Genomic DNA, 25,072 nt, shown 5'->3' with positions numbered 1-25,072 from the left:
GTCCCCGGCCGTTTCACCGAACGACGGCCGGGGACGGTACCGTTCGGTAGGGAGCGGGGACGGCCCCGCTGCCGGCGTCAATTGCCTGTACGGACGAGACGGAGTGGCACCGGATGCAGCACGCAGTGGGGTCCGAGCTGCCGCCGCCCCACCAGCCGGGGCAGGGACCGGCGGCCGGCTGGGCGCCGGCCGCACACCACCCGGGTGCACACCACCCGGGATCCCACCAGGGCCCCGCGCCCGTGCCCCCGCCGCCCCCGGCTCCGGGCTTCACCGGCACCTCCGTGGGACCGGTGCCGCCCGCGCCCGCCCAGCCCCCGGCTCCGCAGCCCCCGGCTCCGCAGCCCCCGGCCCCACAGCACCCGCCCGTGCCGCCGGTCCCCGACACCACCGGCCATGTGCCGCTGCCGCCCGGCGGCCCGGTCGCCGTGCCCAGCCCGCCACCCGCCGCGGCCCCGGACCCGTCCGCCACGACCCTGGCCGTGCTGCTGATCGGCCCCGCCGGTGCCGGGAAGACGAGCGTCGCCAAGTACTGGGCGGACCACCGCCGGGTCCCCACCGCCCACATCAGCCTCGACGACGTCCGCGAATGGGTCCGCTCGGGCTTCGCCGACCCGCAGTCCGGCTGGAACGACCACTCCGAGGCCCAGTACCGCCTGGCCCGCCGCACCTGCGGTTTCGCCGCGCGGAACTTCCTGGCCAACGGCATCTCCTGCGTCCTCGACGACGCGGTGTTCCCGGACCGGCCGGTCGTCGGTCTCGGCGGCTGGAAGCGGCACGTCGGTCCCGGTCTGCTGCCCGTGGTCCTCCTCCCGGGCCTGGACATCGTTCTGGAGCGCAACGCCGAACGCACGGGCAACCGCCGCCTCACCGACGAGGAGGTGGCCCGCATCCACGGCCGCATGGCCGGCTGGTACGGCTCGGGGCTGCCGATCATCGACAACTCCCAGCTGGACGTGCCGAGCACGGCCCGGGTCCTCGACGAGGTGCTCGCGCGGGCCATCACCAGCCCACCGAACTGGTGATCACGGGCTGAGGGAGCTCTGACGGAGCTCTGGCGGAGCCCCACTCGGCCCCCACAAACAGCGCGAATCGGGCAAAACTTCTACGCTCGTCTCATGTCAGAGGTGTACGCGACCCGCCGATCCCGGCTGAGGGAACGCTGCAACGCGGCCGGTACCGCGGCAGCGCTCATCTCCCGCCCCGCCAATGTGCGCTACCTGGCGGGCGCCGCCCCCCAGGACGCAGTTCTGATCCTCGGCAAGCGCGAGGACCTCCTCGTCTGCGCCGCCCCGCCCGACGACCGCCCCGGCGAGGGGCGGCCGGACGAGAACCTGCGGCTACAGATCCTGCCCTCACCCGGTGGCGACACCGCGGTCGCGGCGGCCGACCTCGCCGCGGCCCAGGGAGCCGAAGCCCTCGCCGTGGAGGAGCACCATCTGACCGTCACCCGGTACAGAGCCGTCTCCTCCGTCGCGCCCCGCCTCCGCCTCGCCGACCTCGGCGTGGCCGTGGAGCAGCTCAGGGTGGTGAAGGACGAGGAGGAGATCTCCTGCCTCCGTATCGGCGCCGAGATCGCCGACCAGGCCCTCGGTGAGCTGCTGGAGTCCATCCTGGTCGGCCGCACCGAACGGCACCTCGCCCTGGAACTGGAGCGGCGCCTGGTCGACCACGGCGCGGACGGGCCCGCCTTCGCGACCTCGGTCGCCACCGGCCCGAACGCCGGCCGGCGCGGGCACCGGCCCACCGACCGGCGGGTCGAGGAAGGCGACTTCCTGTCCGTCTGCCTCGGGGCCACCTATCGCGGATACCGCTGTGAGATCGGCCGGACGTTCGTCATCGGCACCTCGCCGGCCGACTGGCAGATCGAGCTCTACGACCTCGTCTTCGCAGCGCAGCGCGCCGGACGCGAGGCCCTGGCGCCCGGCGCGGCCTACCGCGACGTGGACCGCGCCGCACGCCAGGTGCTGGACTCCGCCGGGTACGCGCAGGGCCTGCCGCCGCTCGTCGGACACGGGGTGGGACTCGAAATCGACGAGGACCCGCAGTTGGCTCCCTCGGCCATGGGTAAACTGGACGCTTGCGTGCCGGTCACCGTCGAACCGGGGGTCCACCTCCCGGGCCGGGGCGGCGTCCGGATCGATGACACGCTCGTCGTACGCCCCGAGGCGGACGGCGGACCCGAGCTACTCACCATCACGACCAAGGAGCTGCTCGCGCTCTAGCCTCGCGCTGTGCGCCTGCCCCGGGGTCGTACGTCAGTCCAGGAGATTCCGCAACCGTGGCTTCCACGAACGACCTCAAGAACGGCATGGTGCTCAAGCTCGAAGGCGGCCAGCTCTGGTCCGTCGTCGAGTTCCAGCACGTCAAGCCCGGCAAGGGCCCGGCCTTCGTGCGCACCAAGCTCAAGAACGTGCTCTCCGGCAAGGTCGTCGACAAGACCTTCAACGCCGGCGTCAAGGTCGAGACGGCCACTGTCGACAAGCGCGACATGCAGTTCTCGTACATGGACGGCGACTACTTCGTCTTCATGGACATGGAGACCTACGACCAGCTCATGGTCGACCGCAAGGCCGTCGGCGACGCCGCCAACTTCCTCATCGAGGGCTTCACGGCCACCGTCGCGCAGCACGAGGGCGAGGTGCTCTTCGTCGAGCTGCCGGCCGCCGTCGAGCTCGTGATCCAGGAGACCGAGCCGGGCGTCCAGGGCGACCGCTCCACCGGCGGCACCAAGCCCGCGACCCTGGAGACCGGCCACCAGATCCAGGTCCCGCTCTTCATCACCACCGGTGAGAAGATCAAGGTCGACACCCGTACGAGCGACTACCTCGGCCGGGTGAACAGCTAACCGTGGCTGCCCGCAACACGGCCCGCAAGCGCGCCTTCCAGATCCTCTTCGAGGGCGACCAGCGAGGCGCCGACGTCCTGACGGTCCTCGCGGACTGGATCCGGCTCTCCCGGGACGACACCCGGCAGCCGCCGGTGAGCGAGTACACGATGCAGCTGGTCGAGGGCTACGCCGAGCAGGCGAAGCGCATCGACGAGCTGCTCGCCCAGTACTCGGTCGGCTGGACGCTCGACCGGATGCCGGTGGTCGACCGGAACATCCTGCGCCTGGGCGCCTACGAGCTGATCTGGGTGGACGAGACCCCGGACGCCGTCGTCCTGGACGAGATGGTGCAGCTCGCGAAGGAGTTCTCCACGGACGAGTCGCCCTCGTTCGTCAACGGCCTGCTCGGCCGGCTCAAGGAGCTGAAGTCCTCGTTGCGCCGCGACGAGGCCTGACGCGACGCGGCCCGAGAGGCACCGCGACACGAACGCCGGAGGGCCCGCAGCACTCGTGCTGCGGGCCCTCCGGCGTTCCGCCTTGTGGACGTGCGCACCTACGGGCGGCACGTTTCTGCTGAGGCGCTGAGAGGCTCAGCTCTCCTCGTGGGTCGCCACGGCACGGCGCGCGTCCGCGTCCAGCACGCCCCAGCTGATCAGCTGCTCGGTGAGGACCGAGGGCGACTGGTCGTAGATGACGGCGAGTGTGCGCAGGTCGTCCTGCCGGATCGACAGCACCTTGCCGTTGTAGTCGCCGCGCTGCGACTGGATGGTCGCGGCGTACCGCTGAAGGGGGCCCGCCTTCTCGGCCGGCACGGTGGCCAGCCGCTCAAGGTCCAGGACCAGCTTCGGCGGCGGCTCGGCGGCGCCGCCCGGCGTGGTGCCCGGCAGCAGCTCCTGCACAGGAACGCCATAGAAATCGGCCAGCTCGGCAAGACGCTGCACGGTCACGGCGCGGTCGCCGCGCTCGTACGAACCGACCACCACGGCCTTCCAGCGACCCTGGGACTTCTCCTCGACACCGTGGAGGGAAAGGCCCTGCTGGGTGCGGATGGCCCGGAGCTTGGCCCCGAGCTGTTTGGCGTATTCGCTGGACATATAGCTCCCCGGACACTGTGTCGACGCGGCCTGGCTTTGTTTCCGTGCCGCGCGGCTGGTAACTCACTGTGAGGTTACGCAGCGTTACTCTCTTGCGTCAAGCCGAATGGTCCGCAGCGACTCTTCCGTGGTAGCGGCGACGCATTGCGCCAAGGGGGTGATCAGGGGCGTACGAGGGACCTGCTACGGTGGATGGCGCAATTCCGACGTCCTTTAAGATCCGTCCCGTGAGGCGGAGAAGGGGGTCCGTTTCGTATGGACAAGCAAGACTCGCAAGACAGGCGTGACAAGCCGGACGCCCAGACGTCCGATGCGCGGCCCGTTCTCGAAGGCCCCGACATCGCGCGCGTCGTGACCCGCATCGCCCACGAGATCGTCGAGCGCGCCAAGGGCGCCGACGACGTGGTGCTCCTCGGCATCCCGACCCGGGGCGTCTTCCTCGCCCAGCGGCTGGCCGCCAAGCTCGAGCAGATCACCGACCGCAAGGTGCCCGTGGGGTCGCTCGACATCACCATGTACCGCGACGACCTGCGCATGCACCCCCCGCGCGCGCTGGCCCGCACCGAGATCCCCGGTGACGGCATCGACGGCCGTCTGGTCGTCCTGATCGACGACGTGCTCTTCTCCGGCCGCACCATCCGTGCCGCCCTGGACGCCCTGAACGACATCGGGCGCCCGCGCGCGGTGCAGCTCGCGGTCCTCGTCGACCGCGGTCACCGCGAACTGCCCATCCGCGCCGACTACGTCGGCAAGAACCTCCCCACGTCGCTGCGGGAGACGGTCAAGGTCCAGCTCGCCGAGGAGGACGGTCGCGACACCGTGCTGCTCGGTGTGAAGCCGACCGCCCAGCAGTAGCACGCGCGCGTGCGGCCTCCGGGCCGTGCGTCCCCTCGCCGTGCCCCTGTCTGCCCGGAATCTCCCGAATTCGAACTGCCTTACGGAGCCTGACAGATGCAGCGTCATCTCATCTCGGCCGCCGACCTCACCCGCGACGACGCCGTCCTGATCCTCGACACCGCCGAGGAGATGGCCCGGGTCGCCGACCGGCCCATCAAGAAACTGCCGACCCTGCGCGGCCGCACGATCGTCAACCTCTTCTTCGAGGACTCCACCCGGACCCGGATCTCCTTCGAGGCCGCGGAGAAGCGCCTCTCCGCGGACGTGATCAACTTCTCCGCCAAGGGGTCGTCGGTGTCGAAGGGCGAGTCCCTGAAGGACACCGCCCAGACCCTGGAGGCCATGGGCGTCGACGCCGTCGTCATCCGCCACGGCGCCTCCGGAGCCCCCTACCGCCTGGCCACCTCCGGCTGGATCGACGCCGCCGTCATCAACGCCGGCGACGGCACCCACCAGCACCCCACCCAGGCCCTGCTGGACGCCTTCACCATGCGCCGCCGGCTGGTCGGCCGGGACGCCGGGATCGGCCAGGACCTGTCCGGCAAGCGCATCACGATCGTCGGCGACGTCCTGCACAGCCGGGTCGCCCGCTCCAACGTCGACCTGCTGCACACCCTCGGCGCCGAGGTCACCCTGGTCGCGCCGCCCACGCTGGTGCCGGTCGGCGTCGAGACCTGGCCGTGCGAGGTGTCGTACGACCTCGACAGCACCCTGCCGAAGTCCGACGCGGTGATGATGCTCCGCGTCCAGCGTGAGCGCATGAACGCGGCCTTCTTCCCCACCGAGCGCGAGTACTCACGGCGCTACGGCCTCGACGGCGACCGCATGGCGCGGATGCCCGAGCACGCCATCGTGATGCACCCCGGCCCGATGGTCCGCGGTATGGAGATCACCGCCGAGGTCGCCGACTCCGAGCGCTGCACCGTCGTCGAGCAGGTCGCCAACGGCGTCTCCATCCGGATGGCCGTCATGTACCTGCTGCTCGGCGGCAACGAACCCGCCGTCACCCAAGCCCGCACCAACGAGGAGAAGTAAGTCCCATGAGCAAGATCCTGATCCGTGGTGCGAAGGTGCTCGGCGGCGAGCCGCAGGACGTGCTGATCGACGGCGAGCTCATCGAGGCGGTCGGTACCGGGCTGTCCGCCGAGGGGGCGGAGGTCGTCGAGGCCGGCGGCAAGGTGCTGCTGCCGGGCCTGGTCGACCTGCACACCCACCTGCGCGAGCCCGGCCGCGAGGACTCCGAGACCGTCCTCACCGGCACCCGCGCGGCCGCCTCCGGCGGCTACACTGCCGTGTTCGCCATGGCCAACACCTTCCCGGTCGCCGACACCGCCGGCGTGGTCGAGCAGGTCTACCGGCTGGGGCAGGAGCACGGCTACTGCGACGTGCAGCCCATCGGCGCCGTCACCGTCGGCCTGGAGGGCAAGAAGCTCGCCGAGCTGGGCGCGATGCACGAGTCGGCCGCCGGGGTCACCGTCTTCTCCGACGACGGCAAGTGCGTCGACGACGCCGTGATCATGCGCCGGGCGCTCGAGTACGTGAAGGCCTTCGGCGGCGTCGTCGCCCAGCACGCGCAGGAGCCGAGGCTCACCGAGGGCGCCCAGATGAACGAGGGCGTCGTCTCCGCCGAGCTGGGGCTCGGGGGCTGGCCGGCCGTCGCCGAGGAGTCGGTCATCGCCCGGGACGTGCTGCTCGCCGAGCACGTCGGCTCCCGCGTCCACATCTGCCACCTGTCGACCGCCGGAAGCGTCGAGATCGTCCGCTGGGCCAAGTCCCGCGGCATCCAGGTCACCGCCGAGGTCACCCCGCACCACCTGCTCCTCACCGACGAGCTGGTGCGCAGCTACAACCCCGTCTACAAGGTGAACCCGCCGCTGCGCACCGAGCGGGACGTGCACGCCCTGCGCGAGGCGCTCGCCGACGGCACGATCGACATCGTCGCCACCGACCACGCCCCGCACCCGCACGAGGACAAGGACTGCGAGTGGGCCGCGGCGGCCATGGGCATGGTCGGCCTGGAGACCGCGTTGTCGGTGGTGCAGGAGACCATGGTGGACACGGGCCTGCTGGACTGGGCCGGCGTCGCCGACCGGATGTCCGTCAAGCCCGCGCGGATCGGACGGGCCACGGGCCACGGCCGGCCCGTCTCGGCAGGTGAGCCCGCCAACCTCACCCTCGTCGACACGGCCTACCGTGGCCTGGTGGACCCCGCGGGCTTCGCCTCGCGCAGCCGCAACACCCCGTACGAGGGACGCGAGCTGCCGGGCCGTGTCACCCACACGTGGCTGCGGGGCAAGGCCACGCTCGTCGACGGGAAGCTCACGTGACACCTGCAACTTGGCTCGCGGCCGGACTCGCGACCGGACTGGCGGCCGACAAGAAGTCGGCCGAGGTGACCGACTGGACCGCCCGCATCGGCTGGCTCGTCGGACTCGCCCTCTTCGTCGCGCTCGTCTACTGGCTGATGCGCGAGGGCTGGAAGTGGCGCAGCACGCTCCAGGGCGACCTCCCGGAGCTGCCCGCCCGCCCGTCTCCCACCACCACCCTCAACGGAGGCGGCAAGCCGCCGCAGCCTGGAATGCCGAGTGACCCCGGCCCGGCGAAACTGAGCATGACCGGCCGCTACCACGGCTCCACCACGGCCGGACAGTGGCTGGACCGCATCGTGGCGCACGGCCTGGGCACCCGCAGCCGGGCCGAGCTCACCCTGACGGACGCGGGCCTGGACGTCGTACGCCCCGGGGCGGCCGACTTCTTCGTCCCCGCCGCCGCGCTGCGCGAGGCCCGGCTCGACAAGGGCATCGCCGGCAAGGTCCTCACCGAGGGCGGGCTGCTGATCGTCACCTGGCAGCACGGCGACCGGCTGATCGACTCGGGGTTCCGCTCCGACCGGGCCGCCGAGCACCACGAATGGGTCACCGCCCTCAATTCCATGATCAAGACAACCAGCACGGAAGGCGCCGAACGATGACGACCTCCACCAGGGGAGCTGGCAAGACTCCCGCCGTACTCGTCCTGGAGGACGGCCGGATCTTCCGCGGCCGCGCCTACGGGGCCGTGGGGTCGACCTTCGGCGAGGCCGTGTTCTCCACCGGCATGACCGGCTACCAGGAGACCCTCACCGACCCCTCCTACCACCGCCAGGTCGTGGTGATGACCGCCCCGCACGTCGGCAACACAGGCGTCAACGACGAGGACCCCGAGTCCAAGCGCATCTGGGTGGCCGGTTACGTCGTGCGCGACCCCGCGCGCGTGCCGTCCAACTGGCGTTCCAGGCGCTCCCTGGACGAGGAGCTCGCCGCGCAGGGCGTCGTCGGCATCTCCGGCATCGACACCCGCGCCCTCACCCGCCACCTGCGCGAGCGCGGCGCCATGCGCGTCGGCATCTTCTCCGGCAACGCCCTGCCCGACGAGGGCACCATGCTCGCCGAGGTCCGCCAGGCCCCCGAGATGAAGGGCGCCGACCTCTCCGCCGAGGTAGCGACCCAGGAGGCGTACGTCGTCCCCGCGGTCGGAGAGAAGAAGTTCACCGTCGCCGCCGTCGACCTCGGCATCAAGGGCATGACCCCGCACCGTATGGCCGAGCGCGGCATCGAGGTGCACGTGCTGCCGGCGACCGCGACCGTCGAGGACGTCTACGCCGTGAACCCGGACGGCGTGTTCTTCTCCAACGGCCCCGGCGACCCGGCCACCGCCGACCGCCCGGTCTCCGTCATGCAGGGTGTCCTGGAGCGCGGCACCCCGCTGTTCGGCATCTGCTTCGGCAACCAGATCCTCGGCCGCGCCCTGGGCTTCGGCACCTACAAGCTGAAGTACGGCCACCGCGGCATCAACCAGCCCGTGCAGGACCGTACGACCGGCAAGGTCGAGGTCACCGCGCACAACCACGGCTTCGCCGTCGACGCCCCGCTCGACGAGGCGACCGTGACCCCCTACGGCCGCGTCGAGGTCTCCCACGTGTGCCTGAATGACAACGTGGTGGAGGGCCTCCAGCTCCTGGACCGCCCGGCCTTCAGCGTCCAGTACCACCCGGAAGCGGCAGCGGGCCCGCACGACGCCGCCTACCTGTTCGACCGCTTCGTATCCCTGATGGAGGGCCAGCGTGCCTAAGCGCACCGATATCCAGTCCGTCCTGGTCATCGGCTCCGGCCCGATCGTCATCGGCCAGGCCGCCGAGTTCGACTACTCCGGCACCCAGGCGTGCCGGGTCCTGAAGGCCGAAGGGTTGAGAGTCGTACTCGTCAACTCCAACCCGGCGACGATCATGACGGACCCGGAGATCGCCGACGCCACCTACGTCGAGCCGATCACCCCGGAGTTCGTCGAGAAGATCATCGCCAAGGAGCGGCCCGACGCGCTGCTGCCCACCCTCGGCGGCCAGACGGCCCTGAACACCGCGATCTCGCTGGACGAGAACGGCGTCCTGGACAAGTACGGCGTCGAGCTGATCGGCGCCAACGTCGAGGCCATCCACAAGGGCGAGGACCGCGACCAGTTCAAGGAGGTCGTGGAGGAGGTCCGCAGGAAGATCGGGCACGGTGAGTCCGCCCGGTCCGTGATCTGCCACACCATGGACGAGGTGCTCGCCGGTGTCGAGGAGCTCGGCGGCTACCCGGTCGTCGTCCGCCCCTCCTTCACCATGGGCGGCGCCGGCTCCGGCTTCGCCCACGACGAGGACGAGCTGCGCCGCATCGCCGGCCAGGGCCTCACGCTCTCCCCGACCACCGAGGTGCTCCTGGAGGAGTCCATCCTCGGCTGGAAGGAGTACGAGCTGGAGCTGATGCGCGACAAGCACGACAACGTCGTGGTCGTCTGCTCCATCGAGAACTTCGACCCGATGGGCGTGCACACCGGCGACTCGATCACCGTCGCCCCGGCGATGACGCTGACCGACCGCGAGTACCAGATCCTGCGCGACATCGGCATCGCCGTCATCCGCGAGGTCGGCGTCGACACCGGCGGCTGCAACATCCAGTTCGCGGTGAACCCCGAGGACGGCCGCGTGATCGTCATCGAGATGAACCCGCGCGTGTCCCGCTCCTCGGCCCTGGCCTCCAAGGCGACCGGCTTCCCGATCGCCAAGATCGCCGCCAAGCTCGCCGTGGGCTACACCCTCGACGAGATCCCGAACGACATCACGCAGGAGACCCCGGCCTCCTTCGAGCCCACCCTCGACTACGTGGTCGTCAAGGCCCCGCGGTTCGCCTTCGAGAAGTTCCCGCAGGCCGACTCCACGCTGACCACCACCATGAAGTCGGTCGGCGAGGCCATGGCCATCGGCCGCAACTTCACCGAGGCCTTCCAGAAGGCGCTGCGCTCGCTGGAGAAGAAGGGCAGCCAGTTCACGTTCGTCGGCGAGACCGGCGACAAGGCCGCCCTGCTCGCTCAGGCCGTGCGCCCCACCGACGGCCGCATCAACACCGTCATGCAGGCCATCCGCGCGGGCGCCACGCCCGAGGAGGTCTTCGAGTACACGAAGATCGACCCGTGGTTCGTCGACCAGCTCTTCCTGCTCAAGGAGGTCGCGGACGAGCTGGCCGAGGCGCCCGAGCTCACCGCCGACCTGCTCGCCGAGGCCAAGCGGCACGGCTTCTCCGACCAGCAGATCGGCGAGATCCGCGGGCTGCGCGAGGACGTCGTGCGCGAGGTCCGGCACGCGCTGGGCATCCGCCCGGTCTACAAGACCGTCGACACCTGCGCCGCCGAGTTCGCCGCGAAGACGCCGTACTTCTACTCCTCCTACGACGAGGAGACCGAGGTCGCGCCCCGGGAGAAGGCCGCCGTCATCATCCTGGGCTCCGGCCCGAACCGCATCGGCCAGGGCATCGAGTTCGACTACTCCTGCGTGCACGCCTCCTTCGCGCTGCACGACGCCGGGTACGAGACCGTGATGGTCAACTGCAACCCGGAGACCGTCTCCACGGACTACGACACCTCCGACCGCCTGTACTTCGAGCCGCTGACGCTCGAGGACGTGCTGGAGATCGTGCACGCCGAGCAGCAGGCCGGTCCGGTCGCGGGCGTCGTCGTGCAGTTGGGCGGCCAGACCCCGCTCGGGCTGTCGCAGGCCCTGAAGGACAACGGCGTGCCGATCGTGGGCACCTCCCCGGAGGCCATCCACGCCGCCGAGGACCGCGGCGCCTTCGGCCGGGTCCTCGCCGAGGCCGGCCTGCCCGCCCCCAAGCACGGCACGGCCACCACCTTCGAAGAGGCCAAGGCCATCGCCGACGAGATCGGCTACCCGGTCCTGGTCCGGCCCTCGTACGTGCTCGGCGGGCGCGGCATGGAGATCGTCTACGACGAGACCCGGCTGGCCACCTACATCGCCGAGTCGACCGAGATCAGCCCCTCCCGGCCGGTGCTGGTCGACCGGTTCCTCGACGACGCCATCGAGATCGACGTCGACGCCCTGTACGACGGCGAGGAGCTGTACCTCGGCGGCGTCATGGAGCACATCGAGGAGGCCGGCATCCACTCCGGCGACTCGGCGTGCGCCCTGCCCCCGATCACGCTGGGCGGCTTCGACATCAAGCGGCTGCGCGCCTCGACCGAGGCCATCGCGCGCGGGGTGGGCGTCCGCGGCCTGATCAACATCCAGTTCGCGATGGCGGGCGACATCCTCTACGTCCTGGAGGCCAACCCGCGCGCGTCCCGCACGGTCCCCTTCACCTCGAAGGCGACCGCGGTGCCGCTGGCCAAGGCCGCCGCCCGGATCTCGCTGGGCGCGACCATCGCCGAACTGCGCGAGGAGGGCCTGCTGCCGAGGCACAGCGACGGCGGCGAGCTGCCCCTGGACGCGCCGATCTCCGTCAAGGAGGCGGTCATGCCGTGGTCCCGCTTCCGCGACATCCAGGGCCGGGGCGTCGACACGGTCCTCGGCCCGGAGATGCGCTCCACCGGCGAGGTCATGGGCATCGACTCCGTCTTCGGCACCGCGTACGCCAAGTCGCAGGCCGGGGCGTACGGCCCGCTGCCCACCAAGGGCCGCGCCTTCATCTCGGTCGCCAACCGCGACAAGCGCTCGATGATCTTCCCGGCGCGCGAGCTGGTCGCCCACGGCTTCGAACTGCTCGCCACCTCCGGTACGGCCGAGGTCCTCAAGCGCAACGGCATCAACGCCACGATCGTGCGCAAGCAGTCCGAGGGCACCGGCCCGAACGGCGAGCGGACCATCGTCCAGCTCATCCACGACGGCGAGGTCGACCTCATCGTCAACACCCCGTACGGCACCGGTGGCCGCCTCGACGGCTACGAGATCCGCACGGCGGCCGTGGCCCGGTCCGTGCCCTGCCTGACGACGGTCCAGGCGCTCGCCGCGGCGGTCCAGGGCATCGACGCCCTGAACCGCGGTGACGTGGGCGTCCGTTCGCTCCAGGAACACGCGGAACATCTGACCGCGGCCCGCGACTAGCAGCCGAAGAGGGGGACACCGGGAACGGTGTCCCCCTCTTCATGAGGCCTCACGAGGACATCTGGACATGTACAAGCAATTCTTCCGTCTGGTTTTCAAACGGATGGATCCCGAGAAGGCCCACCACCTCGCCTTCCGGTGGATCCGGCTCGCCGCCCGCATCCCGGTGCTGCGCACCTTCGTCGCCGCGGCCCTCGCGCCCCGCTACAAGGAACTGCGCACCGAGGCCTTCGGGCTGCGCATGCACGGCCCCTTCGGTCTCGCCGCCGGCTTCGACAAGAACGCGGTCGCCATCGACGGCATGTCGATGCTGGGCTTCGACCACGTCGAGATCGGGACCGTCACCGGCGAGCCGCAGCCCGGCAACCCCAGGAAGCGGCTGTTCCGGCTCGTCGCGGACCGCGCGCTGATCAACCGCATGGGCTTCAACAACGACGGCTCGCTGGCCGTCGCGGCCCGCCTGGCCACGCGCGAGCCCGTCTTCAGGACGGTCGTGGGCGTGAACATCGGCAAGACCAAGGTGGTCCCCGAGGCCGAGGCGGTCGGCGACTACGTGAAGTCGGCCGAGCGACTGGCCCCGTACGCGGACTACCTGGTTGTCAACGTCTCCTCCCCGAACACGCCCGGGCTGCGCAACCTCCAGGCCACCGAGGCGCTGCGGCCGCTGCTGAGCGCCGTGCGCGAGGCCGCCGACCGGGTCGTGCCGGGACGCCGCGTGCCGCTGCTGGTGAAGATCGCGCCGGACCTCGCCGACGAGGACGTCGACGCGGTCGCCGACCTGGCCGTCGACCTCGGCCTGGACGGGATCATCGCCACGAACACCACCATCGCGCGCGAGGGGCTCGGTCTGACATCCGAACCCTCTCTGGTGAAGGAGGCCGGCGGGCTGTCGGGCGCGCCGCTGAAGGCGCGCTCCCTGGAGGTGCTGCGCCGCCTGTACGCACGCGTGGGCGACCGCATCACCCTGGTGGGCGTCGGCGGCGTCGAGAACGCCGAGGACGCCTGGCAGCGCATCCTGGCGGGCGCCACGCTGGTCCAGGGCTACAGCGCCTTCATCTACGAGGGGCCCCTCTGGGGCCGCGCCATCCACAAGGGGCTGGCGGCCCGCCTGCGCACCAGCCCGTACGCCACCCTCGCCGACGCGGTCGGCGCCGACGTGAGGAAGCCCGCATGACGTCCCACGAGCCCTTCGGCGCACGCCTGCGCCGCGCGATGGACGAGCGCGGCCCGCTGTGTGTCGGGATCGACCCGCACGCCTCCCTGCTCGCCGAGTGGGGCCTGAACGACGACGTCGCCGGGCTCGAGCGGTTCAGCCGCACGGTCGTCGAGGCGGTGGCCGGCCGGGTCGCCGTCCTGAAGCCGCAGAGTGCCTTCTTCGAGCGCTTCGGCTCGCGGGGCATCGCCGTCCTGGAGGCGACCGTGCGGGAGGCGCGCGAGGCCGGTGCCCTGGTGGTGATGGACGCCAAGCGCGGCGACATCGGCTCGACCATGGCCGGGTACGCCGAGGCGTTCCTGCACAAGGACGCCCCGCTGTTCTCGGACGCCCTGACCGTCTCGCCCTACCTCGGCTACGGCTCCCTGAGCCCGGCCGTGGCGCTGGCCCGGGAGAGCGGCACGGGCCTGTTCGTGCTGGCGCTCACCTCCAACCCCGAGGGCCACGAGGTGCAGCACGCGGTCCGCGCGGACGGACGCGACGTCGGCGCGACGGTGCTGGGCCACCTGGCGGCGGAGAACGCGGGGGAGGAGCCGCTGGGGTCCTTCGGCGCGGTCGTGGGCGCCACGCTGGGCGACCTGTCGTCGTACGACCTCGCCATCAACGGCCCGCTGCTCGCCCCCGGCGTCGGGGCCCAGGGGGCGACACCGGCCGATCTTCCCCGGGTGTTCGGACCGGCGGTGCGCAATGTCGTGCCGAACGTCAGCCGGGGTGTTCTGCGTCACGGTCCCGAGGTCGGCGCGCTGCGCGCGGCCGCGGAGCGGTTCGCGGACGAGGTCCGGGCCGCCGTGACGGGTGCCTGAGCCCGTGCCGGGTGCACACCGAGTCCCTGCCGAGTCCTCCGATGAGTGCCCCGGCGGGGGGCTCGGGGGCGACTTGAGTGTGAATACATCCTCAAATCGAGGGCATTATGTCTGAAATGTCCGGCCTGGCGGAGGCTGACCAGGACTTTTCCGCTGTTCTCGCTGACTCTGGCGCACTTGACCGCTAGTCTCCGAGCAGAGAACGGGCAAGCGTGTTGCTCGTGGCTCCCCAGGTGTGGGGCGACTAGGTTCCTCACCGGTCCGTATCCGACAGTTCGACATCCGAGGTGACGTAGGCGTGGCTCTTCCGCCCCTTACCCCTGAACAGCGCGCAGCCGCGCTCGAAAAGGCCGCCGCGGCTCGCCGGGAGCGGGCCGAGGTCAAGAATCGACTCAAGCACTCCGGCGCCTCTCTTCACGAGGTCATCAAGCAGGGCCAGGAGAACGACGTCATCGGCAAGATGAAGGTCTCCGCCCTGCTCGAGTCCCTCCCGGGCGTGGGCAAGGTCCGCGCCAAGCAGATCATGGAGCGACTCGGGATCTCCGAGAGCCGCCGCGTGCGTGGCCTCGGTTCCAACCAGATCGCCTCCCTGGAGCGCGAGTTCGGGAGCACCGGCTCCTGAGTACCGGGCAGTCCGGGACCGGCGTCCCGGGCAACCCGGGATTGCTGGAATAATCGCTGCATGGCTGCAACATTCCGGGGGACGACCCCCGAGCCCCCGGACGTACGTCCGCGGCTGACCGTGCTCTCCGGCCCCTCCGGGGTCGGCAAGAGCACGGTCGTCGCCCATATGCGCAAGGAACACCCCGAGGTCTGGCTCTCGGTGTCGGCGACCACCCGCAAGCCGCGCCCCGGCGAGAAGCACGGTGTCCACTACTTCTTCGTCACGGACGACGAGATGGACAAGCTGATCGCCAACGGCGAGCTGCTGGAGTGGGCCGAATTCGCCGGCAACCGCTACGGCACCCCCCGCCAGGCCGTGCTGGAGCACCTGGAGGACGGTGTGCCGGTCCTCCTGGAGATCGATCTCCAGGGTGCCCGGCAGGTCCGGGAGTCCATGCCCGAGGCGCAGCTGGTGTTCCTGGCTCCCCCCTCCTGGGAGGAGCTCGTGCGCAGGCTCACCGGCCGGGGCACCGAGCCGCCCGAGGTGATCGAGCGTCGCCTGGAGGCGGCCAAGGTCGAATTGGCGGCCGAGCCGGAGTTCGACGAGACCCTGGTCAACACCTCCGTCGAGGACGTGGCGCGCGAGCTGCTAGCCTTGATGGACGTTGTGTGATCGTGAAGATCACCCTCAACTGATTCTTTCCCATCCATCGGAAGGTAGAGCGTGTCCTCTTCCATCACCGCGCCCGAGGGCATCATCAACCCGCCGATCGACGAGCTCCTCGAGGCCACCGACTCGAAGTACAGCCTCGTGATCTACGCGGCCAAGCGGGCCCGCCAGATCAACGCGTACTACTCGCAGCTCGGCGAGGGCCTCCTGGAGTACGTCGGTCCGCTCGTGGACACCCACGTCCACGAGAAGCCGCTCTCCATCGCCCTGCGCGAGATCAACGCGGGTCTGCTGACCTCCGAGGCCATCGAGGGCCCGGCGCAGTAGTACCTTCACATTGCAGGTGACTTTTCCACAGGCCCGGCAGGTCGACTGCCGGGCCTGTGGTGTGTCATTGAGTCGTACGTGACTCGTACGTTTCCGAGGTCCGGGGAGAAACGGTGGACAAGCCGAAGGTCGTTCTGGGGGTCAGTGGCGGCATCGCCGCGTACAAGGCGTGCGAGCTGCTGCGCAGGCTGACCGAGTCCGGGCATGACGTCCGCGTGGTTCCCACGGCCTCCGCGCTGCACTTCGTCGGCGCAGCCACCTGGTCCGCCCTCTCCGGCAACCCCGTCTCGACCGAGGTCTGGGACGACGTCCACGAGGTGCCGCACGTCCGCATCGGCCAGCAGGCCGACCTGGTGGTCGTCGCCCCCGCCACGGCCGACATGCTCGCCAAGGCCGCCCACGGCCTCGCCGACGACCTGCTGACGAACACGTTGCTCACCGCCCGCTGTCCGGTCGTCTTCGCCCCCGCCATGCACACCGAGATGTGGGAGCACCCGGCGACCCAGGAGAACGTGGCGACGCTGCGCCGCCGGGGCGCCGTCGTCATCGAACCGGCGGTCGGCCGCCTGACCGGCGTCGACACGGGCAAGGGACGGCTGCCCGACCCGGCCGAGATGTTCGAGGTCTGCCGCCGGGTCCTCGCCCGGGGGGTGAGGGAGCCGGATCTCGCCGGCCGGCACGTCGTCGTCAGCGCCGGCGGCACCCGTGAGCCCCTCGACCCGGTCCGCTTCCTCGGCAACCGCTCCTCCGGCAAGCAGGGCTACGCCCTGGCCCGCACGGCCGCCGCGCGGGGCGCCCGGGTGACGCTGGTCGCGGCGAACACCGGTCTGCCGGACCCGGCCGGCGTGGACGTCGTCCCCGTCGGCACGGCCGTCCAGCTGCGTGAGGCGGTACTGAAGGCGGCCTCCGACGCCGATGCCGTGGTCATGGCCGCCGCCGTGGCCGATTTCCGTCCCGCGGCCTACGCGGCCGGGAAGATCAAGAAGAAGGACGACCAGGACCCCGAGCCGATCACCCTCGTGCGGAATCCGGACATCCTCGCGGAGATCTCGGCCGAACGGCCCCGGCCCGGACAGGTGGTCGTCGGCTTCGCCGCCGAGACGGACGACGTCCTCGCGAACGGCCGGAAGAAGCTGGTGCGCAAGGGCTGCGACTTCCTCGTGGTGAACGAGGTGGGGGAGCGCAAGACCTTCGGTTCCGAAGAGAACGAGGCGGTCGTGCTGGGTGCCGACGGCAGCGAGACTCCCGTGTCGCACGGGCCCAAGGAAGCCCTCGCCGAGATCGTCTGGGACCTCGTGAGCGGACGGCTGGGCTGATCGTCAAGGGCTTCGTCTCCGCCGTTCGGCGGCATCGTCAAAGATGACATTGTCGCGTGGCGCCCCTGGCCAAGGCCGCCGCGCATTGGGCAGAATGCCCGTGTCGCAGGTCACAGGGCTCCCGAGAGGCGAGACAGGTGGTCCGTCGGCAGAGTGCGACCGATAAACTGTCCTCGGACGATGCCGGGCGCAGCTCCCGCGTCGTCCGCCAATGATCAGCCAGCAGCCGCTGCAACCCCAGGGAGCGTTGTGTCCCGTCGCCTGTTCACTTCGGAGTCCGTGACCGAAGGTCACCCCGACAAGATCGCTGACCAGATCAGCGACACCATTCTCGACGCGCTTCTGCGTGAGGACCCGACCTCCCGGGTCGCCGTGGAGACGCTGATCACGACCGGTCTGGTGCACGTGGCCGGCGAGGTCACCACCAAGACCTACGCGGACATCGCGACCCTCGTCCGCAACAAGATCCTCGAGATCGGTTACGACTCCTCGAAGAAGGGCTTCGACGGCGCCTCCTGCGGCGTGTCCGTCTCGATCGGCGCGCAGTCCCCGGACATCGCGCAGGGCGTGGACACGGCCTACGAGTCCCGGGTCGAGGGCGACGACGACGAGCTCGACAAGCAGGGTGCCGGCGACCAGGGCCTCATGTTCGGCTACGCGGCCGACGAGACGCCCACCCTGATGCCGCTGCCGATCTTCCTGGCGCACCGTCTGTCGAAGCGCCTGTCGGAGGTCCGCAAGAACGGCACCATCCCCTACCTGCGCCCGGACGGCAAGACGCAGGTCACCATCGAGTACGACGGCGACAAGGCCGTCCGCCTCGACACGGTCGTCGTCTCCTCTCAGCACGCGAGCGACATCGACCTGGAGTCGCTGCTCGCGCCCGACATCCGTGAGTTCGTCGTCGAGCCCGAGCTGAAGGCGCTCCTCGACGAGGGCATCAAGCTCGACACCGAGGGCTACCGCCTGCTGGTCAACCCCACCGGCCGCTTCGAGATCGGCGGTCCGATGGGCGACGCCGGCCTGACCGGCCGCAAGATCATCATCGACACCTACGGCGGCATGGCCCGCCACGGCGGCGGTGCCTTCTCCGGCAAGGACCCGTCCAAGGTGGACCGCTCGGCGGCCTACGCGATGCGCTGGGTCGCCAAGAACGTCGTCGCCGCGGGCCTGGCCTCCCGCTGCGAGGTCCAGGTGGCCTACGCCATCGGCAAGGCCGAGCCGGTCGGTCTGTTCGTCGAGACCTTCGGCACCCACAAGGTAGAGACCGAGAAGATCGAGAAGGCGATCGACGAGGTCTTCGACCTCCGTCCGGCCGCCATCATCCGCGACCTCGACCTGCTCCGCCCGATCTACGCCCAGACCGCGGCGTACGGCCACTTCGGCCGCGAGCTCCCCGACTTCACCTGGGAGCGCACGGACCGCGTGGACGCGCTGCGCAAGGCCGTGGGCCTGTAGGTCTCGCACGGCTTCCCGCCGAGGCCCGGCTTCCCTCTGGGGGGCCGGGCCCCGGCATTTCACCGTGGTGATCACGGTCCGCGCCGGTTGTCAGTGGAGTTTGGTAAGAATGCAAGCGTGAGCAGCGAGAACGGGCAGGGGGACGGCGGGACCGAAGGGGCCCCGGCGGCGGAGCAGCTCGCGCTCATCCGGGAGGGTGTCCGGCAGGGGAAGGCGAAGGCGCCGCGCGCCAAGCCGAGGACCTGGCGGGGGGCCGCGCTGGCCAGGGAACTGCCGGTGGCACGGGTGCTGGTCGACAAGGGCGTGCTCCACCTCGACCGGTACTTCGACTACGCCGTGCCCGAGGAACTGGACGAGCAGGCGCGGCCCGGGGTGCGGGTCCGGGTGCGGTTCGGGGCCGGGCGGGGCCGGGTCCGGGAAGGGCGCCGCGAGGGCGGGGGGCTCATCGACGGGTTCCTCGTCGAGCGGCTGGCCGAGTCGGACTACTCCGGGCCGCTGGCGGCGCTGGCCCAGGTCGTCTCGCCCGAACCCGTACTGAGCGAGGAACTGCTGGGGCTCGCGCGGGCCGTCGCCGACCGGTACGCGGGCAGCCTCGCCGACGTACTCCAGCTGGCCGTGCCCCCGCGCAGCGCGCGTGCCGAGCAGCGGCCGTCACCGGCGCCGCTGCCGCCGCCCGCGGTGCCCGACGCCGGATCGTGGGCCAGGTACGAGCACGGGGCCGCCTTCGTCGAGTCGCTGGCCTCCGGGGGCGCGCCGCGCGCCGTGTGGAACGCGCTGCCCGGGCCCGGGTGGAGCGAGGAGCTGGCACGGGCGGTGGCCGCGACGCTCGCCTCGGGGCGCGGCGCACTCGTCGTCGTACCGGACGGGCGGGCCGCCGCCCGGGTCGACGCCGCGCTCACCGCACTGCTCGGCGAGGGGCGGCACGCGCTGCTCACCGCCGACGCCGGGCCCGAGAAGCGGTACGCGCAGTGGCTCGCCGTGCGGCGCGGGTCGGTGCGGGCCGTGGTCGGGACGCGGGCCGCCATGTTCGCGCCGGTCCGGGATCTCGGGCTCGTCGCCGTCTGGGACGACGGGGACGACAGCCACAGCGAGCAGCACGCCCCGCAGCCGCACACCCGTGATGTGCTGCTGCTGCGCGCCGCGCTGGACAAGTGCGGCTTTCTGCTGGGCAGTTGGAGCTGCACCGTGGAGGCGGCGCAACTCGTGGAGAGCGGCTGGGCCCGGCCCCTGGTCGCGGGGCGGGAGCAGGTGCGGCGGACCGCGCCCCTGGTGCGCACCGTCGGGGACGGAGAGCTGGGGCGCGACGAGGCCGCCCGCGCCGCCCGACTGCCGTCGCTCGCCTGGCAGGCCGCCCGGGAGGGACTGCGGCACGGGCCGGTCCTGGTGCAGGTGCCCCGGCGGGGATACGTGCCCCGCATGGCCTGTGCCCAGTGCCGGGCGCCCGCGCGCTGCCGGCACTGCTCCGGGCCGCTGGAGGCTGAGGACGCCGGGGCTCTGCGCTGCGGCTGGTGCGGACGCGAGGAGGGCGCCTGGCACTGCCCGGAGTGCGGGGGCTTCCGGCTGCGCGCCCAGGTGGTCGGGGCGCGGCGGACCGCCGAGGAACTGGGCCGGGCCTTCCCCGCCGTCCCCGTGCGGACGTCCGGCCGTGAGCACGTGCTGGACACGGTGCCGTCCGCGCCGGCGCTGGTGGTGAGCACCCCCGGAGCCGAGCCGGTCGCCGAGGGCGGCTACGCGGCGGCCCTGCTGCTGGACGGCTGGGCCATGCTCGGCCGGCCCGACCTGCGCGCGGGCGAGGACGCGCTGCGGCGCTGGATCGGGGCCTCGGCACTGGTGCGGCCGCAGGGCGAGGGCGGGACCGTGGTCGTCGTCGCCGAGCCCACGCTGCGGCCCGTGCAGGCGCTGGTGCGCTGGGATCCCGTCGGACACGCGGTGCGGGAGCTGGCCGAGCGGGCCGAGCTGGGGTTCCCGCCGGTGTCGCGGATGGCGGCGGTGACGGGGACGGCACAGGCCGTCGCGGAGTTCCTCGGCACGGTCGAACTCCCGCCGGACGCCGAGGTGCTGGGCCCCGTGCCGGTGCCGGACACGCTTCCCGGGCGGCCCCGGCGGCCGGGAGCACCGCCTCCCGGAGAGCACTGGGAGCGGGCCCTGGTCCGGGTGCCGCCGGGCAGCGGGGCCGCTCTCGCGTCCGCGCTGAAGGCGGCGCAGGCCGCGCGGATGGCGCGGGGGAGCGGGGAGGCGCCGGTTCGGGTGCGGATCGACCCGCCGGACATCGGGTGAGTCGGTCACCGGGTGAGTGAGCGGGCGGGTGCGGGCGAGGTGGGCCCGGACACACGGCCGCCCTCCCGGATGCGTGTGCCGGGAGGGCAGGGCGAGGAGGGACCGGAGCGCCGGGCGTCAGCCGTTGCGCGGTCCCGGGAAGGCCGTGGTCCTGGCCTCTTCGCGGAGCGTGGGGCTGCCCGCGGTCGGCTGGGTCGGCATCGAACGGGCCGCCGGGACCGTCGGCATCGCGGGCAGACCGGTGTTCACGTTGAGCGTGCGGGTGCCCGACGGCTCCGTCGAGCGCTCGGCGTCCGCGGCCGCCTGGGCCGCGGCTCGGCGGGCGCCGTAACGGCGGTGGACGGCCTGCTTGGTGACCCCGAGCGCGGAGCCCACCGCGTCCCAGGAGAAGCCGAGCGAGCGGTCGAAGTCCACGGCGGCCGTGACCAGGGTCTCGACACTGTCCCGGAGTTCCTGGGCGAGACGGACCGTCGGGGCGGGGGCGCGTCCGTAGACGACGAAGCCCGTGGAGGGGCCGGAGCGGCGCGGGCGGTAGACGTTGCCCAGCTGGGCGGTGAGCGTGCGCAGCGCGTCCACCTGCCGGCGGACCCGCTCGATGTCCCGCACCAGCAAGTGCAGGCTGGCCCGGGCCTGGGCGTCGTGGGTTGCGTGGTCGGCCATGAACAAGCCTCTCGAACCGGCGTTGAAAGGAATTGGGCCGCGAAAGCGGCCCGATGTGGTCAACTCTGTCTTGACCAACGCGTGTGCGCTCCGCTGGTAACGGGGTGGGGGCGTGTGGGCTTGCCTGTACGCCGTTCTCCCACCCGCGCGCCACCTGTTTCCAGTTGGCCGGGAGGCTCGGTCTCCCGTGGGGGTGCTCGCCGTCGGCGGCTTGCCGTTCGTGGTCGATGATCACGGCATAGACTTGTGCGTTGCCCGTCAATCGCCGCCCGAGAGGCCCGTTGCCACCCATGAAGCTCGTCTTCGCCGGTACCCCCGAGGTCGCCGTTCCCGCTCTGGACGCTCTCCTCGCCTCCGGGCGGCACGAGGTGGCCGCCGTCGTCACGCGCCCCGACGCGCCGGCCGGCCGGGGACGCAGGCTGGTCGCCTCTCCCGTGGCCGAACGCGCGGCGGAGGCCGGGATCGAGGTGCTCAAGCCCGGCAAGCCGCGGGACCCGGAGTTCCTGGAGCGGCTCAGGGAGATCGCGCCCGACTGCTGCCCCGTCGTCGCCTACGGCGCCCTGCTGCCCAGGGTGGCCCTCGACGTGCCCGCGCACGGCTGGGTCAACCTGCACTTCTCGCTGCTGCCGGCCTGGCGCGGGGCGGCTCCCGTGCAGCACGCCGTCATGGCGGGGGACGAGATCACCGGGGCCTCCACCTTCCTCATCGAGGAGGGGCTGGACTCGGGCCCGGTGTACGGGACGGTCACCGAGGAGATCCGGCCCACCGACACCAGCGGTGATCTGCTCACCCGGCTGGCCTTCGCGGGCGCCGGGCTGCTCGCCGCCACCATGGACGGCATCGAGGACGGCACGCTGAAGGCCGTACCGCAGCCCGCCGACGGGATCACCCTCGCCCCCAAGATCACCGTGGAGGACGCCCAGGTCGACTGGTCGGCCCCCGCGCTCCGGGTGGACCGGGTCGTGCGCGGCTGCACCCCGGCGCCCGGTGCCTGGACCGCTTTCCGTGGCGAGCGGCTCAAGCTCATCCAGGTCACGCCCGTGCAGGAGCGGACGGACCTCGCGCCGGGGCGGCTGGCGGTCGGCAAGAACAGCGTGCACGTCGGTACCGGTTCGTACGCCGTCGAGCTGCTGTGGGTGCAGGCCCAGGGCAAGAAGCCGATGCGTGCGGCGGACTGGGCCCGGGGTGTGCGCATCGCGGACGGGGAGTCGCTGGGCTGACGCGCCCGGCCCGTCTTCGCCGGTGCCGGCCGGACGTACGCTGGACACCGCACCCCATCCCACACCCGGAGCACCTTTTTCGTGAGCGACCAGCCCCGTCGGCCCCGTAAGCCCGCCAAGCCCTACCGCCGTCCCCAGAAGGACCCCGTCCGCTTCCTCGCCTTCGAGGCGCTGCGTGCCGTGGACGAGCGGGACGCGTACGCCAACCTCGTACTGCCGCCGCTGCTGCGGAAGGCGCGGGAGAAGGGCGACTTCGACGCCCGGGACGCGGCCCTGGCCACGGAGCTGGTGTACGGGACGCTGCGCCGGCAGGGCACGTACGACGCCGTCATCGCCGCCTGTGTCGACCGGCCGCTCAGGGAGGTCGACCCGCCCGTCCTCGACGTGCTCAGCCTCGGCGCGCACCAGCTGCTCGGGACGCGGATCCCGACGCACGCCGCCGTGTCCGCCTCCGTCGAGCTGGCCCGGGTCGTGCTCGGCGACGGCCGGGCGAAGTTCGTCAACGCGGTGCTGCGCAAGGTGGCGCAGGACGACCTCGACGGCTGGCTGGCGAAGATCGCGCCGCCCTACGACGAGGATCCCGAGGACCACCTCGCCGTCGTGCACTCCCACCCCCGCTGGGTCGTCTCCGCGCTGTGGGACTCGCTCGGCGGCGGCCGCGCCGGGATCGAGGAGCTGCTGGCGGCCGACAACGAGCGGCCCGAGGTCACCCTCGTCGCCCGGCCCGGGAGGGCCACGACCGAGGAGCTGCTCCGCGAGGAGGCCGCCGTGCCCGGCCGCTGGTCGCCGTACGCGGTGCGGCTCACCGAGGGCGGGGAGCCGGGTGCGGTCGAGGCGGTGCGGGAGGGCCGGGCCGGGGTGCAGGACGAGGGCAGCCAGCTCGTCGCCCTCGCGCTGGCGAACGCGCCGCTGGAGGGGCCGGACGAGAAGTGGCTCGACGGCTGCGCCGGGCCCGGCGGCAAGGCCGCGCTGCTCGGTGCGCTCGCCGCCGGACGCGGGGCGACGCTGCTCGCCTCCGAGAAGCAGCCGCACCGCGCCGGGCTGGTGGCCAGGGCGCTGGCCGGCAACCCCGGGCCGTACCAGGTGATCGCCGCCGACGGGACCCGGCCGCCGTGGCGGCCCGCCAGCTTCGACCGGGTGCTGGTGGACGTGCCGTGCACCGGTCTGGGCGCCCTGCGCCGGCGGCCCGAGGCCCGCTGGCGGCGACGCCCGGAGGATCTGGAGACCTTCGCGCCGCTCCAGCGCGCCCTGCTGCGCGGCGCGCTGGACTCGGTGCGGGTCGGCGGCGTCGTCGGCTACGCCACCTGCTCGCCGCACCTCGCCGAGACCCGGGCCGTCGTCGAGGACGTCCTCAAGCAGCACCCGGACACCGAACTCCTCGACGCCCGCCCCCTCCTGCCGGGCCTCCCGGCACTCGGCGAGGGCCCCGACGTACAACTGTGGCCCCATCTGCACGGCACGGACGCGATGTACCTGGCCCTCATCCGCCGAACCGGCTGACCGCCGTACGGGGGCGGACCGCGGGATGTGATGTCCGTGGTCCGCGCATAGCCTCGGGGTGTCCCGGCATCTGGGAGTCGCCGTGCTGCTCGACCTGCTGCTGATCGCTCTGGCGATCACGCTCGACCCCCTGCCCCTCATGGCGTTCGTCCTGCTGGTCGCGTCGGCGCGGGGGGTGTGGAAGGGACTGGTCTTCATCCTGAGCTGGCTCGCCTGCCTGGTCACGGTGCTGGCGATCGTCCTCACCCTGACCGGCGGGCAGCCCCCGCCGCCCCGGTCCCCACCCTCCGTCGCGGCTCTCGCGGCCAAGCTTCTCATCGGCGTGGTCCTCGTCCTCTACGGCGAGCACCGGCGCCGGCGGATGGTGGCCGGTCCCGCGCGGGACCGGGCGCCCGCCGCCGCGAGCCTGACGTCCGAGACGGACCGCACCGGCATGTGGTCGGCCGCGGGGCTCGCGGTGCTCCTGCAACCGTGGGGTCTGGTGGCCGCGGGGGCCACGACGGTGGTGTCGGCGGACCTGTCCCGCCTGTCGTCCTGGCTCGCCCTGTTCGCCTTCTGCGTGCTCGCCACCGCGAGCCTGCTCTCCACCGAGCTGTACGTCGTCTTCTCCCCGGCGGTCGCGAAGGCCCGTCTGCTGAGACTGCGCTCCTGGGTGGAGGACCACCAGGAGCAGGCGATCGTGCTCGGGTGCCTGGTGCTGGGCTTCTGGCTCACCGGGAAGAGCATCCACCAGCTCACCGGATGACGCGTGGCGGCCCGGCGAGTGTTCCAGGTCCGTACCGGCGCGAACAAC

Annotated in this window: 23 protein-coding genes; 21 read left to right on the top strand and 2 right to left on the bottom strand. The window is 71.9% G+C overall.

The window, feature by feature from the left end:
* Positions 1-113 precede the first annotated feature (113 nt).
* The 4 genes from ACFY01_RS18670 (at position 114) to nusB (ending at position 3,285) form a co-directional block, all read left to right on the top strand.
* A complete protein-coding gene (locus ACFY01_RS18670; RefSeq protein WP_390736806.1) occupies positions 114-1,025 on the top strand; it encodes a Pro-rich N-terminal domain-containing protein in 912 nt (303 codons plus the stop codon).
* 93 nt (positions 1,026-1,118) lie between these two features.
* A complete protein-coding gene (locus ACFY01_RS18665) occupies positions 1,119-2,225 on the top strand; it encodes a M24 family metallopeptidase (RefSeq protein ID WP_390736805.1) in 1,107 nt (368 codons plus the stop codon).
* 56 nt (positions 2,226-2,281) lie between these two features.
* Positions 2,282-2,848, top strand: a complete 567-nt coding sequence (gene efp, locus ACFY01_RS18660; RefSeq protein ID WP_030048852.1) for an elongation factor P — start codon at positions 2,282-2,284, stop codon at positions 2,846-2,848.
* Between the two features lie 2 nt (positions 2,849-2,850).
* The gene (gene nusB / locus ACFY01_RS18655) at positions 2,851-3,285 is read left to right on the top strand and encodes a transcription antitermination factor NusB (RefSeq protein WP_390736804.1); all 435 of its coding nucleotides are present in this window, start codon (positions 2,851-2,853) and stop codon (positions 3,283-3,285) included.
* Positions 3,286-3,420: 135 nt separating this feature from the next.
* Here the strand turns inward: nusB and bldD are convergent, their stop codons facing one another.
* The gene (gene bldD, locus ACFY01_RS18650; protein ID WP_086170636.1) at positions 3,421-3,924 is read right to left on the bottom strand and encodes a transcriptional regulator BldD; all 504 of its coding nucleotides are present in this window, start codon (positions 3,922-3,924) and stop codon (positions 3,421-3,423) included.
* A gap of 255 nt (positions 3,925-4,179) precedes the next feature.
* On the opposite strand from bldD, the gene pyrR reads away from it, so the two are divergent.
* From pyrR to ACFY01_RS18580, 14 genes are all read left to right on the top strand, one after another.
* Entirely contained in the window at positions 4,180-4,779 is a 600-nt protein-coding gene (gene pyrR / locus ACFY01_RS18645) for a bifunctional pyr operon transcriptional regulator/uracil phosphoribosyltransferase PyrR (protein ID WP_390736803.1), read from the top strand.
* 96 nt (positions 4,780-4,875) lie between these two features.
* Positions 4,876-5,856 carry an aspartate carbamoyltransferase catalytic subunit gene (locus ACFY01_RS18640; RefSeq protein WP_390736802.1) on the top strand — a complete coding sequence of 327 codons (981 nt, stop codon included), beginning with the start codon at positions 4,876-4,878 and terminating at the stop codon, positions 5,854-5,856.
* Between the two features lie 5 nt (positions 5,857-5,861).
* Positions 5,862-7,148, top strand: coding sequence for a dihydroorotase (locus tag ACFY01_RS18635; RefSeq protein WP_390736801.1), 1,287 nt, complete (start codon positions 5,862-5,864; stop codon positions 7,146-7,148).
* Positions 7,145-7,792: a hypothetical protein gene (locus ACFY01_RS18630; protein WP_390736800.1), complete on the top strand. Its 648-nt coding sequence runs from the start codon at positions 7,145-7,147 to the stop codon at positions 7,790-7,792. Before ACFY01_RS18635 ends, ACFY01_RS18630 begins: the two co-directional genes overlap by 4 nt.
* Positions 7,789-8,931, top strand: a complete 1,143-nt coding sequence (carA, locus tag ACFY01_RS18625; RefSeq protein ID WP_390736799.1) for a glutamine-hydrolyzing carbamoyl-phosphate synthase small subunit — start codon at positions 7,789-7,791, stop codon at positions 8,929-8,931. The genes ACFY01_RS18630 and carA overlap by 4 nt, the downstream gene beginning before the upstream one ends.
* Positions 8,924-12,232, top strand: a complete 3,309-nt coding sequence (gene carB / locus ACFY01_RS18620) for a carbamoyl-phosphate synthase large subunit (protein ID WP_390736798.1) — start codon at positions 8,924-8,926, stop codon at positions 12,230-12,232. The genes carA and carB overlap by 8 nt, the downstream gene beginning before the upstream one ends.
* Positions 12,233-12,299: 67 nt before the next feature.
* Positions 12,300-13,406 (top strand): quinone-dependent dihydroorotate dehydrogenase, encoded by a 1,107-nt coding sequence (locus ACFY01_RS18615; protein WP_390736797.1) that lies wholly within the window; start codon positions 12,300-12,302, stop codon positions 13,404-13,406.
* Positions 13,403-14,248, top strand: coding sequence for an orotidine-5'-phosphate decarboxylase (gene pyrF, locus ACFY01_RS18610; RefSeq protein ID WP_390736796.1), 846 nt, complete (start codon positions 13,403-13,405; stop codon positions 14,246-14,248). Before ACFY01_RS18615 ends, pyrF begins: the two co-directional genes overlap by 4 nt.
* Positions 14,249-14,546: 298 nt before the next feature.
* A complete protein-coding gene (locus ACFY01_RS18605; protein ID WP_003977346.1) occupies positions 14,547-14,870 on the top strand; it encodes an integration host factor in 324 nt (107 codons plus the stop codon).
* Positions 14,871-14,930: 60 nt separating this feature from the next.
* Positions 14,931-15,524, top strand: a complete 594-nt coding sequence (gene gmk / locus ACFY01_RS18600; RefSeq protein ID WP_132853580.1) for a guanylate kinase — start codon at positions 14,931-14,933, stop codon at positions 15,522-15,524.
* A 51-nt stretch (positions 15,525-15,575) separates the two neighbouring features.
* Positions 15,576-15,848 (top strand): DNA-directed RNA polymerase subunit omega, encoded by a 273-nt coding sequence (gene rpoZ, locus ACFY01_RS18595; protein ID WP_005319902.1) that lies wholly within the window; start codon positions 15,576-15,578, stop codon positions 15,846-15,848.
* A gap of 113 nt (positions 15,849-15,961) precedes the next feature.
* A complete protein-coding gene (gene coaBC / locus ACFY01_RS18590; RefSeq protein WP_390736795.1) occupies positions 15,962-17,164 on the top strand; it encodes a bifunctional phosphopantothenoylcysteine decarboxylase/phosphopantothenate--cysteine ligase CoaBC in 1,203 nt (400 codons plus the stop codon).
* 249 nt (positions 17,165-17,413) lie between these two features.
* Positions 17,414-18,622, top strand: a complete 1,209-nt coding sequence (gene metK, locus ACFY01_RS18585) for a methionine adenosyltransferase (protein WP_390736794.1) — start codon at positions 17,414-17,416, stop codon at positions 18,620-18,622.
* A 117-nt stretch (positions 18,623-18,739) separates the two neighbouring features.
* Positions 18,740-20,899 (top strand): primosomal protein N', encoded by a 2,160-nt coding sequence (locus tag ACFY01_RS18580; RefSeq protein WP_390736793.1) that lies wholly within the window; start codon positions 18,740-18,742, stop codon positions 20,897-20,899.
* A 117-nt stretch (positions 20,900-21,016) separates the two neighbouring features.
* Here ACFY01_RS18580 and ACFY01_RS18575 read toward each other — a convergent pair whose 3' ends face one another.
* Positions 21,017-21,559: a hypothetical protein gene (locus tag ACFY01_RS18575; RefSeq protein WP_390736792.1), complete on the bottom strand. Its 543-nt coding sequence runs from the start codon at positions 21,557-21,559 to the stop codon at positions 21,017-21,019.
* A 290-nt stretch (positions 21,560-21,849) separates the two neighbouring features.
* On the opposite strand from ACFY01_RS18575, the gene fmt reads away from it, so the two are divergent.
* The 3 genes from fmt (at position 21,850) to ACFY01_RS18560 (ending at position 25,024) form a co-directional block, all read left to right on the top strand.
* The gene (fmt, locus tag ACFY01_RS18570; RefSeq protein WP_390736791.1) at positions 21,850-22,779 is read left to right on the top strand and encodes a methionyl-tRNA formyltransferase; all 930 of its coding nucleotides are present in this window, start codon (positions 21,850-21,852) and stop codon (positions 22,777-22,779) included.
* 81 nt (positions 22,780-22,860) lie between these two features.
* Positions 22,861-24,279 (top strand): RsmB/NOP family class I SAM-dependent RNA methyltransferase, encoded by a 1,419-nt coding sequence (locus ACFY01_RS18565; RefSeq protein ID WP_390736790.1) that lies wholly within the window; start codon positions 22,861-22,863, stop codon positions 24,277-24,279.
* Positions 24,280-24,361: 82 nt separating this feature from the next.
* Positions 24,362-25,024, top strand: a complete 663-nt coding sequence (locus ACFY01_RS18560; protein ID WP_390737100.1) for a GAP family protein — start codon at positions 24,362-24,364, stop codon at positions 25,022-25,024.
* Positions 25,025-25,072 lie beyond the last annotated feature (48 nt).

This window comes from Streptomyces sp. NPDC001480 (assembly GCF_042894725.1).
Classification (GTDB): domain Bacteria; phylum Actinomycetota; class Actinomycetes; order Streptomycetales; family Streptomycetaceae; genus Streptomyces.
The sequence above is the reverse complement of the archived record's forward strand: the minus strand, read 5'-3'. Positions and strand labels throughout refer to the sequence as shown.